The sequence below is a fragment of the Corynebacterium suranareeae genome (assembly GCF_002355155.1).
Lineage (GTDB): Bacteria > Actinomycetota > Actinomycetes > Mycobacteriales > Mycobacteriaceae > Corynebacterium > Corynebacterium suranareeae.
This window is the reverse complement of the sequence record NZ_AP017369.1, coordinates 451616-463593: the sequence shown is the minus strand read 5'-3', so window position 1 is coordinate 463593 and position 11978 is coordinate 451616. Positions and strand designations below refer to the sequence as shown.

The window sequence follows — 11978 nt, the reverse complement described above, 5'->3', positions numbered from 1 at the left end:
ACTCGTTACAATCGCCTGAATATATTCACCCAGAACAGCAGAAACTTAAAGACACCCCATAGAGGTTTGCACATTTCTGCCAAAATCCTGCTTTTGCTGTAAAAAGTCTGTCACTCAATATTGCTAAGGGGTAACAAACTACCCCCTTTTTAATAGAACATTCAATATTGAGAATCTTCCCGGTCAGAAATCGCCAAAACCACAATGCACTTCGGCGTCGACAAGCAAAAACCGCAGGCAAAACCACAAACCTGCTCAGCAGGGCCCAATCCCCCTAAGACCTGCTGAGCCACAAACGCCGCAAACGCCGCAAACTAGGACTTTTTGCGTGTCCCAGCCTTCACCACGTTTTTAGTGGTTTTCGGCGGAGCCTTCTTAGTCGTCTTCTTCGCTGCAGTCTTCTTCGCCGCAGTTTTCTTGGCAGCAGTTTTCTTAGCGGCCTTCTTCGCCGTCTTCTTGGCCGGCGCTCCACCATCTGCTGCTTCCTTAGCGCGCCGCTCAGAAAGCAACTCGTTGGCACGAGCATCAGTCAAGGACTCCGGAACGTCGCCCTTACGCAGGGATGCGTTGGTGGTGCCGTCGGTGACATAGGGGCCAAAGCGGCCGTCTTTAACTGTCATCGGCTTGCCGGAGACATCGTTGTCACCCAACTGCTTGAGTGGTGGCTGCGCTGCGGCACGGCCACGTCGCTTTGGCTCAGCGTAGATGCGGCGGGCCTCATCCAAGGTGATGGTGAAGATCTGCGCTTCGCTAGAAAGCGAACGAGAGTCGCTACCCTTCTTCAGGTAGGGACCATAGCGACCGTTTTGCGCGGTGATTACCTCATTATCGGAAGGATCAACACCAACTTCGCGTGGCAAGGACAGCAGCTTGAGCGCTTCCTCCAGGGTCACTGTTGCAGGTTCCATGCCACTGAACAGTGACGCGGTTGCGGGTTTGAGGTTTTCCTCGACAAGCTGGTTGATGCGCTTTTCTTTTTGGTTGGCAGCGGTTTTGGTTTCCCAGTTTTTAGGGCGCATGCCATCGGCAGCACGTTGCTCATCTTCGGCTTTGCGTTCAGCAGCCACAACTTCTTCAGCTTGGGCTTCCGCACCAGCGCGTTCAGACTCGGTGACCTGCTCGATCACGTATGGGCCAAAGCGGCCTTCCTTAGCAACCACCATGCGACCGTTATTCGGGTTAATACCAAGTTCGCGGCCTCCTTGAGGAGTGGCAAAGAGTTTCTCTGCAACCTCAAGTGTGAGCTCATCAGGGGTGGTTTCTTCAGGCAGGTTGGCGCGCTGGAACTCTGGCTCACCTTCTTCCGTTTTGCCAACAATGCGCTCGATGTACGGGCCGTAACGTCCGACTCGTACGTTGACGGCGCGGCCTTCGGCGTCGTCGAAAAGCTTGAGGGAGTTTACAGAGCGGGCGTCGATGTGCTCGAGGTTGGCGTCGACAAGCGCCTTTAGACCACCCTGGCGCGCGACGGACTCCGCCATGGAATCATCCGCTTCGGCATCGCCGAAGTAAAAACCGTTGAGCCATTCCGTGCGACCTTCGCGCCCGGCTGCAATATTATCCAGCTCATCTTCCATCGAAGAGGTGAAATCATAGTCCACCAAGGAGGTGAAGTTTGCCTCCAGCAATCCGACCACAGCGAACGCAACCCACGATGGCACCAACGCATTGCCACGCGAATATACATAACCGCGATCTTGAATGGTTTTAATAATCGACGCATAGGTAGACGGGCGACCAATTCCTAGGTCTTCCATCTTCTTCACCAAAGACGCCTCGGTGTAACGCGCAGGCGGGTTGGTGTTGTGCCCATCAGCCTCAATGCCCAAAACCTTGAGCAAATCACCCTCGGACAGCAACGGCAGGCGCTTTTCAGCATTGTCCGCCACATCACGGCCATCAGCAGTGCGCGTAGTTTCTACATACGCACGCAAGAAACCAGGAAAGGTAATGGTTCGGCCAGTGGCATTGAACTCGGTTTTCTCACCAGTTTTCGCCGTGCCACCAATGGTGACCTTCATCGACGTGCCCTTGGCATCAGCCATTTGCGACGCTACGGTGCGCTGCCAAATCAACTCATAGAGTTTAAATTCTTCCGCATCCAACTGCCCATGCAACTGGCCCGGGGTCGCAAAAGTCTCACCAGCAGGACGAATAGCCTCGTGAGCCTCCTGCGAGTTCTTCACCTTGCGGTCATAGGTACGCGGGCTCGGTGAAACATACTCAGAACCATAAAGCTCCAGCGCCTGATCACGCGCAGCCTTCAAACCCTGCGCCGACAACGACGTCGAATCCGTACGCATATAGGTAATATGACCATTTTCATACAGGCGCTGCGCAATACGCATCGTGCGCTCAGACGTGAAATGCAGCTTGCGGCCCGACTCCTGCTGCAACGTAGAGGTCATAAACGGTGCATAAGGGCGGCGCGTATAAGGCTTTTCCTCCACGCCAACCACGGCCATTTCCTGGCCTTCCAACGCCTCGGCTAACGCCTCAGCACGCTGCTTATCGACGACCACCGCCTCCGACGTCAACTCACCCCGATCATTAAAATCGCGGCCCTGAGCAACCCGGTTGCCATCAATCGTGGACAAACGCGCAGTAAACGCAGTTGGATTGTCAGTGTCTGCGTCGGTTGCAGAATCGGTGCTGAATTCCGCCGACAAATCCCAATAATCCGCCGAAATAAACGCCATACGCTCGCGCTCACGCTCAACGATCACACGAGTAGCCACCGACTGCACACGGCCAGCCGACAACCTCGGCATAACCTTCTTCCACAGCACCGGTGAGACTTCATAACCATACAAACGGTCCAAAATACGACGAGTTTCCTGCGCATCCACCAGATTTTCATCCAGCTCACGAGTATTCTCCGCCGCAGCCAAAATCGCAGGTTTCGTGATCTCATTGAACACCATGCGACGCACCGGCACCTTCGGCTTCAACACCTCAAGCAAATGCCACGCAATGGCCTCACCCTCACGGTCGGGGTCTGTTGCCAGCAACAACTCATCAACCTGTTTGAGCTTCGCCTTAAGGTCCGCAACCTTCTTCTTTTTATCCGGGCTCACAACATACAGCGGAGCAAAACCACTATCGGTATCCACACCAAGACGAGCCCAAGGCTCCTTCTTGTACTTCGCAGGAATATCGGCAGCACCACGAGGCAAGTCACGAATATGACCAACGGAAGCCTCAACAATGTAATCATTGCCAAGGTAAGGCTGAATCTTTTTAGCCTTGGTCGCCGACTCGACGATCACCAAGTACTTCTTCGATCCTGCTGTGCCTGCGGTATCTGCCACGGGAATGCATCCCTCTCGTTAACTGCCTTGGCCCAGGGAATTTTCACAAACACCCAAAAGCCACTGTTTTCTATTGCGTTTTCTTATGTCTTCTTATGCGTGCACTGCCCACTATGTCGAATATTTTCGAACAAGTAAACGTTCACTCTTGGAAAGCATAACCATAAGTGAGTTGCTTTCACCGAATCCGGTGCTCTTCACGGGGGAAGAACTTCACTTCACGTAACCGTTGTACACGACAGTATTACATGATGCGTTTCACTAACACGGTACACAGTATTAATAGGGGCTCCTGCACACACTAGGCTAAATTCACTAGTTTTCGTGGTTTGTGCAATATTTTCGAGCGATTTTCTGGTTTCTCTGACCGCACCGCATACTTCAGGCAAGGGGTCGGTGGACAATGGAATAAATATTCTAAAATACACCACAAATCGGCGGAAAGTTCAGTTTTGTGATGGGGATTTGCATTTCGAGGCCGGTGAAATGCAAATTTTTGATCGATTCCACCCTCCTTGGGCCCGTTTGTGGTGAATCCTTGATCAGTATTCTTTCAGAATTCACATGCGCCCCATTAGTCCCAAAATGGATAGCTTCTAAAATCGCCCCTAAGCACCCAATTCACCCTCCCCCATACAAAGACTCAATTAGGAAACTTCGAGCCCTTAAATCGCCTCCTACAGTTAAGTGGCCATTAGACAATCTGCACACTTTTCACTTAATTCCTTAAGTTCGATTTCACGGTTTCGATTTCCCACACTCAATTTCTTGCGCTCAATTTCGCAAGTTCGATACCACTAGGTTTTCACCCATTTTCCGACTGGTATCGGTGTTAAGAAATTGAGGATGCGAAATTGCTAACAAAAAATCGAAAGCGTGAAATTGCAGGTAAGGTCTCGAAATCATGAAATCGAACTTAAGAGGGCCAAACTCAGACCCACCCATTTTGGAAATTGAAAAAACCGGCAACAATCGTTACCGGTTTTAAAAGTTCAGCTGCAATTAGATTGCGCGAACAGCCTGAGCCTGAAGGCCCTTAGCGCCTTCGCCGATTTCGAACTCGACGAGCTGGTTCTCCTCGAGGGTACGGAAGCCGTTGCCCTGGATCTCGGAGTAGTGGACGAAAACGTCAGCGGATCCGTCGGAAGGAGCGATGAAGCCAAAGCCCTTCTCTGGGTTGAACCACTTAACAGTGCCCTGTGCCATTTGTCTTACCTTTACTGATTGGAATTACTACCGGGTTCGATGTCCCACTCTTGCGTGAGCTTGAACAGCACATCTGGCCGTTTTTTAAACGAACGCCGACGGTATGAATGCCGAACGCTCACGTCTATCCTTGCGAGCGTTGAACACTGCGCACTGAAACTGCGACCTGGCAACAAGTGTCTCATGTTTAAGGCCCGAGCGATAGTCTATTAAGATTAGTTTTAAGTTTTGGCAGGTCAATCCCATTTATCCAGCCCAGCGAAAGGGGGTAATTTCTTGACTACCCCCGATTTTGAGAGTGAAAAGACTCAGGCTATGAGACCAAGCTTCGGTGAAGATCTAGCTGCGGTTATTTCACAACGTTACTCCGAGTCAAAGTTAACCCACCTGGTCACGCTGCCAGCGTCGAAGGCTCAGTTTGTCGGTTGGCCAGAGTGGGTGCCCGCAGGTTTGGTGGATGCTCTGAAAGTGCGTGGTGTGGAGAAGTTATTTTCCCACCAGGCTAAGACTGCGAATCTGGCGTGGAACGGCCAGCATGTGGTGGTGGCAACGGGTACGTCGTCGGGAAAATCTTTGGGATACCAGCTGCCTATTTTGTCTTCCTTGAGCTCGGACCCTACCGCGTGTGCGTTGTATTTAACTCCCACTAAGGCACTTGGTTCGGATCAGTTGACGTTTACTTCTGCGCTGCTTAAGGACATTCCAGAATTTCATCCCATAAATCCAGCTCCTTATGATGGCGATACCCCTTCTGAAGCACGCGCCGGGATTCGTGATCTCAGCCGTTTCGTATTCACCAATCCGGATATGGTTCATGCGTCTTTGTTGGCTAATCATGCTCGTTGGGCCAGGTTGTTGCGCCATTTGAAGTTCATCGTGATTGATGAATGCCATGCGTATCGTGGTGTTTTTGGGGCAAACGTGTCGATGGTGATTCGTCGTTTGTTGCGGATCGCTGCGTTTTATGGATCTTTTCCAACGGTCATTTTGGCGTCTGCAACTAGCTCCAATCCAGCAACCCATGCGTCTCGTTTGATTGGCGCTCCGGTTGAAGCGGTCACACAAGATGGCGCTCCGACTGGTGAGCGCACGGTGATGCTGTGGGAGCCTGGTTTCATCGAAGGCGCAGAGGGTGAAAACGGCGCTCCTGTGCGCCGTGCGGCCAGCACCGAGGCGGCGAATATTATGGCTACGTTGATTGCCGAGGGTGCGCGCACCCTAACGTTTGTGAGGTCTCGTCGACAAGCAGAAATCGTTGCCCTCCGCGCGCAGGAAGAGCTCAGCACACTCGGGCGCCCGGATTTCGCCCGGCGCGTGGCGTCCTACCGGGCGGGGTACTTGGCGGAGGACCGCCGCAGGTTGGAGAGATTGCTTGACGACGGCACCCTCCTCGGTGTTTCCTCCACCAATGCTTTAGAACTGGGCATTGATGTTGGCGGATTGGATGCTGTTGTAACGGCGGGTTTTCCTGGAACGGTGGCTTCTTTTTGGCAGCAGGCTGGTAGAGCTGGGCGCCGGGGTCAGGGTTCATTGGTGGTGTTGGTTGCTCGTGATGAACCGATGGATACGTATTTGGTGCATCATCCGGCTGCTTTGTTGGATAAACCGGTTGAGGCTGCGGTGTTTGATCCGACTAATCCGCATGTGATTCGTGGTCATATTTATTGCGCTGCGGTGGAAAAACCGTTGACGGAAGCAGAGGTTTCGGCTTTTGGTGCGCAAAAAGTCGTGGAGAAGCTGGAGGTTGAGGGGTTTTTGCGTCGTCGGCCGCGGGGATGGTTTGCGGTGGAGAAGCCTCATTCAGATGATCCGGATGAGCTTAGTCCTGATAGTGCTCATCAGCAGGTGAGTTTGCGTGGTGGTTCTGGCTCGGAATTTATGATTGTTGATATCAGCGATGGTCGTCTTTTGGGCACCATTGATTCAGCCAAAGCGATGTCTCAGACGCATCCCGGTGCGGTGTATTTGCACCAGGGGGAATCTTTTGTCATCGATGAGCTGGATTTGGACGAGCATTTGGCCTTGGCCAGGCCAGAGCTGCCTGATTACACCACCTATGCCAGAAGTGACACTGATATCCGGATTACATCTGCTCCTTTGGACGATGAGGTGTTTGATGCCGGTGGCGGTTTGTGGGTTGCCAACGTAGATGTTCAGGTCACTGACCGGGTCACAGGCTATGTCACCAAGCTTGCTGATGGCACCACTTTGGATGCCACTCCGTTGTATCTTCCTCCTCAAATTCTGCATACTCGGGCGGTTGCGTACACGATCGATCCGTTAGCTTTAGAGGCCATGGGTATTCCTGCTGCTGATATCCCTGGTGCTCTTCATGCGGCAGAACACGCAGCTATTGGCATGTTGCCGCTGCTTGCTACCTGTGATCGTTGGGACATCGGTGGCGTATCCACAGCCCTTCATGCGGATACTGGTTACCCCACTGTGTTTGTGTATGACGGCATGGACGGTGGGGCTGGTTTTGCTGATTCTGGTTTTAAACGTTTTGCGGAGTGGATTGAGGCCACATTTGAAGTTGTCCGCAGTTGTGGCTGTGAATCTGGGTGCCCCAGTTGCGTTCAATCTCCAAAATGTGGCAATGGAAATAACCCTTTGGATAAGGCAGGTGCCATCAAGTTGTTGGGTGCGATGGTGACCTTGTTGGGCACGTCATAACGGCCCTGCTTTTGCTTGAGCTTGTTGGCCTCGAACGTTAATGGTTAGCGTGAGATCTTCTCCTTCTATGGTGCAGTTTTCTACTTCTGCATCATTAGCTAGCGCAGTTTCTTGAGCAACACTGCATGCGGCGGCAGCCAGTTCGCCGCGGGCTAGAACGTAGGCACCAGCAACGGCTGACACATCCGCTGCTACCTGTGCTTGTTCACGAGCCACGAGGTTTCCCGCCTGCCAGGCAAGGACAATCAAAAGGCTGATCATGATTGCTGCGCATCCAGCACTTGCAACTGTTATGTAACCGTCATCGTTAGTTTTCCACCGGGAAAACTGCATTGGCACTCACCTGCCCAAACGGTGCTGGTATGTGTGCCGTTGCTGTCATCATGCCGGCAGATTCTTGCATGTTCACCTCTCCCCTGGTTGGCGTGAAATCTTCACCAATGGCATGTGCTCTGGCTGCAGCCCCAGCAACATCAACTGCTGCAAGATATGCCGCCAATGTGGCCATGGCTGCGATGATCAAGCCGCACACGATCACCAATGAGGACAGTGCAAGTGCTGCCTCAATGCTGACGGAGCCGTCATCGTCGCCGAGTCGTAGCTGTTTAAGGTCTTGCACTTAAGGCGTCTTCGATGATGGATTCAAACGCTGAAGACACGGCATCGCTGTTGACCACCATGTATAACACTGCTGCTAGGGCTGCTGCAGCCAGTGTTCCCAGGGCATATTCAACAGTGGTTAGTCCATCATCTTGGCGTAAAACTGCATGAGTGCGTTGACGAAGAAGGTGTAGATACATAGACATTGTTTTCTCTCCTTGAAAAGTTAGAAATTAATTAGTTGCGTACCCAAGCTGAGCACCACGGGTGCCAGCCCGACGATCATGAATGCAGGTAGGAAACACAGTGCGAGAGGCAACGCAATGAACACCCCGGCACGTTCTGCGGCAGCGGTGCGTTTATCACCTGCAGTTGCACGTAATGAGGTTGCGATGTTTTTGCAGCCCTCGCTGAGTGCACTGCCTGAGCGATAGGACACGGTGGCTAGATTGGCCAGTTCATCTAACCCATCTATGGCTGCCATGAGAGAAAATGCCTGTGGGGCACTGACTCCAATCGAGAGCAAAGCCACCACCTGTGACCAGGTTTCTCGGTGAGATTGTGCGGCTACGTGGGCTACCACCTGGGCTGCATCGCGTGTGCTTAAACCTGCATCCAAGCATGCTGAAAACAGTTCGATATCTGCGGAGACATCTACTGGATCAGCACTGCGAAGCTTCTTCGGCCCTGCTCGGATACGCAGGCTTTTGCCTCGTTTCCCAGTGCAAAGGCCACCACGCGCAAGAGGCTTTGGGGCGCTAATCAGGAGTGCACATGCTGCAATCAAAAGTGCTGTGATGATCATTGTGGGCTCGCACTCTGGAGGATTTTGTGGGTGATCACAAAACCTGCCGCATCTAATCCGACACCAATGACTAGCAACAGGCCACCTATTCCACCGCCGGTGAGAACGCCCAGAGGATGTGCACCCATGGCTGTTCCCATCAGCACTCCAGCAAGCGGAAGTACGGTGAGGATCACTGCGGTTGCTTGTGGTCCTTGAAGTGCTGCTCGAGTGGATTCTGCGTGACGTTGTTTGGCGGTAATCCTTAAGCGCATTTGATCAATGAGTGCAACGAGCGGAATGCCATGGCGACTGGAAGTGTCCCATAAATAGCCGAGGCGTTGAAGGTCGGGGGAGGTGGCGTCGATAAGCACTTTCGGACCGCTTCCACCTGACCGCGCCTGCCTGGCTGCGGTCTGCAGTGCCACGCTGATGGTTTTATCTGTTGGGCTGTTGGCCAGTGCGTACTCCATGGCATCGACCATGGCCACCCCGGCGCGTAGGTTTCCAGCACAAAGGCTTAGAAAACTGGCCAAGACTTCGGATTGTTTTACATGCTGTGCGATGTCATGGCGACTGCGCAGATACCACAACAACACTGCCGCAATGATGATCCCAGCAATCATGGTGTAGGCGTCAACCACGATAAATAACAGTGTGGCCAGGAAGAATAAGGTTACTAAAGCCGGGATAAGAAAGCTTGGTTTTGCTGTGGATGAGTGTGTTCGTCTGCGTGGCCCTGGTGGTGCAGAAACCACAATGGCTGCGCTTAAAAGAGCTAGTGCGTAAACCATGGTTCGGCCTCAAAACCTTCGTGGATCCCGTGGTCAATATCCCATGCCACCTGCGCTTTTACTGGGTTTCCGGTCAATACTCCCAGCTGAGCAAGCCTGCGTCCCTGGGAGGTGTGTTTCATCACCAGCACAATGTCCACTGCAGCAGCTAATTGGGAGTGCAAAGCCAAGCGGTCTAATCCACCAGTTGCGGCCAATGCCTCCATGCGTGCAGGTACCTCAGTAATCGAGTTTGCGTGGATTGTGCCGGCACCTCCGTCATGGCCGGTGTTCATCGCAGCTAATAAATCCACGACCTCTGCCCCACGGATCTCTCCGACAACAATGCGGTCCGGGCGCATACGCAGTGATTGTTTCAACAGATCAGCCATGCTCACTGCGCCTGCGCCTTCAACATTTGCTTGGCGAGACACCAAATTAACCATGCTTGGGTGTGAGGGGTGAAGCTCAGCTGTATCTTCAATGCACACTATGCGCTGATCAGGTGGAACTTCTGTGAGCATGGCAGACAGCAAGGTGGTTTTACCTGTTCCGGTGCCACCCACGACAAGAAACGAACGTCGCTGGGCGATGATATTCCGAAGCACTGGAGCGATATCACCTGGTACAGTGCCGTTTCCAATTAGATCTTCAAGGTTTAAATGAGCTTGCCTAAGCACTCTCAAACTAATGCATGTTCCCGATTCAGCCAACGGAGCTAACACCGCATGAATGCGCAGCACGCTGCCGTCGTCTCTGGAAATTCTGCCATCAGCAAAAGGTTGCGCATCATCAAGTCTTCTTCCACAGCTCAGCGCAAGCCGGGTGGCAAGACGGCGCACTGCATCTTCAGATCCAAGATCTATATCAACCTGTTCAACTCCTTGACCCCTATCAATCCACACGCTGCCATGACCATTAACCAGCACATCAGTCACACCAGGTGTGGCCAGCAGTGGCTCCAAAGGGCCAACACCTACAGAATCACTGCGCAGACGCCGCAAAATGATCACAATATCTTCATTGCTGATCACCCCTGCTTGTTCGCGGACAATGCCGGCAATCTCTGCCGAGCTCAGCGATTCTGATGAGGTGGCAATAATCCTTTGCACGCTTTCAACCACTTGATCAATATCAGTCATGCCGCCACCTCCGCCAGCTCTCCCAGCACGGCAACACACGCGGAGCTTAAAACCCGTGGCAGTGAACCAGTCAGACCATGCATTTCCACCGATTTAGCAAGCCTGTGAATCGAACCGACCTCCGCCACGATATCGGTCCCTAGAATCTCTTCTACTTCTGCCACATCTAATCCAGACCACCCGCGATGCCTTAAAACACAAGTGATCGACATATGAAATTGTTGTAATTCCAGATACAGTGCCCGTGCCGCTGCCACCGCACGAACCTCAGCTGGAACAACCAAAACTAAGTGGGTCAACTGTTCTAGAATCGTGGGATCAAGCCCTGCGGTTGGCAGATCAACAATGACGTCAATGGACTGTTCGGCATTTAAGAAACAAGCAATCGCGGCAGCGATATCAGCGGCACACAGCTCAAACGGATCAAGAATATTCGAACGCGCAGTAGATAACACCGCCACAGCATCCGCCGTGCGAGGTAACGCTTTTAACACATCAGCTGCATGCACAGTCCCGCGACGCAGTCCCACATCAGGCCACCGCGCGCCGGGTACATCTTCGATGCCCAAGAGGAGGTCAATCCCTCCTGAAGCCGGAACGGCATCAATGAGCACGGTGGTTGCTGATTCCCCACGTTTTCTAGCTAGCGCAGCGGCAAGCGTGCTTGTTCCAGTTCCACCCACAGCGCCCACCACGCCGATTACGTGACCTGACGTTGTGGCACGTTTGGTGTCTTCTCTGCCTAAAGCACTAAGCAACTCGCTAGCTTGAGCCGGTAAAAGTATGGCTTGCTCCGCATGGATCGCCATCGCTGTTTTCCAATCAGACGGCCCTGGATCAGAATCAAGCAAAAACACTCGGTCGCGGCGCTTGTTGTTGCTAAGTTTTGAAGCCATCGCAACATCCACAAGAACTGCCGATGCGCGATGAAAGTGCCTGGTGATATCCCCAATATTTGTAGTTTCAATAACTGGGCGACCGGTGGCCGCAGCCACGTGCATGGCTTCTGGATGAAGGACGGGGTCTTCGACGGCGATAAGAATTGCAGAGTGTGTGGTATTCATGTCCCCAACTCTGACGCGTTGATCATTCCCTTTCAACGACCTGCCAAAAAGCCTGTGGATAACTCTCCCCACAGCATCAAAATACTCCGACAACTGTGGATAGTTTTAGCAATATTCCACGCACGCTAGAAAATTCTGCTATATCAACTTGTTTTGGAAATAGGGACGGCCCGCGCCTCGGGGGGGGTGTGCGCGGGCCGTCAGTAACCCGGCAACGGGGGGGGATTGTGCCGGGGCAGGCCACACTGTATATCGGGGCCTTGCACCTGAAATTATGGCATATTAAACGCCACATGACAACATCTAACCCGATTATTTATTCGAATAACTGGAATCTGGACAGGTGTGGCAAATGACACCTCCGGCACGTGCTCCAAGGGCTATATCCACAATCCCTGCAAGCAACTTCAGTCACATCAGCAACT

10 protein-coding genes are annotated in these 11978 nt (G+C 52.7%); 1 reads left to right on the top strand and 9 read right to left on the bottom strand.

Annotation, left to right across the window (positions count from 1 at the left end; genetic code table 11):
• Nucleotides 1–314: 314 nt before the first annotated feature.
• The gene (gene topA, locus N24_RS02255; RefSeq protein WP_096453959.1) at nt 315–3311 is read right to left on the bottom strand and encodes a type I DNA topoisomerase; all 2997 of its coding nucleotides are present in this window, start codon (nt 3309–3311) and stop codon (nt 315–317) included.
• A 1002-nt stretch (nt 3312–4313) separates the two neighbouring features.
• Nucleotides 4314–4517 (bottom strand): cold-shock protein, encoded by a 204-nt coding sequence (locus tag N24_RS02250; protein ID WP_003855831.1) that lies wholly within the window; start codon nt 4515–4517, stop codon nt 4314–4316.
• A gap of 315 nt (nt 4518–4832) precedes the next feature.
• Between N24_RS02250 and N24_RS02245 the strand changes: the two genes are divergently transcribed.
• Nucleotides 4833–7190 (top strand): DEAD/DEAH box helicase, encoded by a 2358-nt coding sequence (locus N24_RS02245; protein WP_096453957.1) that lies wholly within the window; start codon nt 4833–4835, stop codon nt 7188–7190.
• On the opposite strand, the gene N24_RS02240 is transcribed toward N24_RS02245, so the two are convergent.
• The 7 genes from N24_RS02240 to ssd are packed head-to-tail and all read right to left on the bottom strand — an operon-like array spanning nt 7185 to nt 11553.
• Nucleotides 7185–7523, bottom strand: a complete 339-nt coding sequence (locus N24_RS02240; RefSeq protein ID WP_231910832.1) for an Rv3654c family TadE-like protein — start codon at nt 7521–7523, stop codon at nt 7185–7187. The genes N24_RS02245 and N24_RS02240 overlap by 6 nt on opposite strands.
• Nucleotides 7498–7809 carry a hypothetical protein gene (locus N24_RS02235; RefSeq protein ID WP_096453955.1) on the bottom strand — a complete coding sequence of 104 codons (312 nt, stop codon included), beginning with the start codon at nt 7807–7809 and terminating at the stop codon, nt 7498–7500. The genes N24_RS02240 and N24_RS02235 overlap by 26 nt, the downstream gene beginning before the upstream one ends.
• Nucleotides 7796–7996: a DUF4244 domain-containing protein gene (locus tag N24_RS02230; protein WP_096453953.1), complete on the bottom strand. Its 201-nt coding sequence runs from the start codon at nt 7994–7996 to the stop codon at nt 7796–7798. The genes N24_RS02235 and N24_RS02230 overlap by 14 nt, the downstream gene beginning before the upstream one ends.
• A 20-nt stretch (nt 7997–8016) precedes the next feature.
• Nucleotides 8017–8592: a type II secretion system F family protein gene (locus N24_RS02225; RefSeq protein WP_096459594.1), complete on the bottom strand. Its 576-nt coding sequence runs from the start codon at nt 8590–8592 to the stop codon at nt 8017–8019.
• Nucleotides 8592–9368 carry a type II secretion system F family protein gene (locus tag N24_RS02220; protein ID WP_096453951.1) on the bottom strand — a complete coding sequence of 259 codons (777 nt, stop codon included), beginning with the start codon at nt 9366–9368 and terminating at the stop codon, nt 8592–8594. Before N24_RS02220 ends, N24_RS02225 begins: the two co-directional genes overlap by 1 nt.
• Nucleotides 9353–10489, bottom strand: coding sequence for a TadA family conjugal transfer-associated ATPase (locus N24_RS02215; RefSeq protein WP_096453948.1), 1137 nt, complete (start codon nt 10487–10489; stop codon nt 9353–9355). Before N24_RS02215 ends, N24_RS02220 begins: the two co-directional genes overlap by 16 nt.
• A complete protein-coding gene (ssd, locus tag N24_RS02210) occupies nt 10486–11553 on the bottom strand; it encodes a septum site-determining protein Ssd (protein ID WP_096453946.1) in 1068 nt (355 codons plus the stop codon). The genes N24_RS02215 and ssd overlap by 4 nt, the downstream gene beginning before the upstream one ends.
• Between the last annotated feature and the right edge of the window lie 425 nt (nt 11554–11978).

What these genes read in the sequence shown, in the direction of transcription:
- N24_RS02250 (WP_003855831.1), bottom strand. Translation starts at nt 4,517, where the DNA reads ATGGCACAGGGCACTGTTAAGTGGTTCAACCCAGAGAAGGGCTTTGGC.
- N24_RS02245 (WP_096453957.1), top strand. Translation starts at nt 4,833, where the DNA reads ATGAGACCAAGCTTCGGTGAAGATCTAGCTGCGGTTATTTCACAACGT.
- N24_RS02240 (WP_231910832.1), bottom strand. Translation starts at nt 7,523, where the DNA reads ATGCAGTTTTCCCGGTGGAAAACTAACGATGACGGTTACATAACAGTT.
- N24_RS02230 (WP_096453953.1), bottom strand. Translation starts at nt 7,996, where the DNA reads ATGTCTATGTATCTACACCTTCTTCGTCAACGCACTCATGCAGTTTTA.
- N24_RS02220 (WP_096453951.1), bottom strand. Translation starts at nt 9,368, where the DNA reads ATGGTTTACGCACTAGCTCTTTTAAGCGCAGCCATTGTGGTTTCTGCA.
- N24_RS02215 (WP_096453948.1), bottom strand. Translation starts at nt 10,489, where the DNA reads ATGACTGATATTGATCAAGTGGTTGAAAGCGTGCAAAGGATTATTGCC.
- ssd (WP_096453946.1), bottom strand. Translation starts at nt 11,553, where the DNA reads ATGAATACCACACACTCTGCAATTCTTATCGCCGTCGAAGACCCCGTC.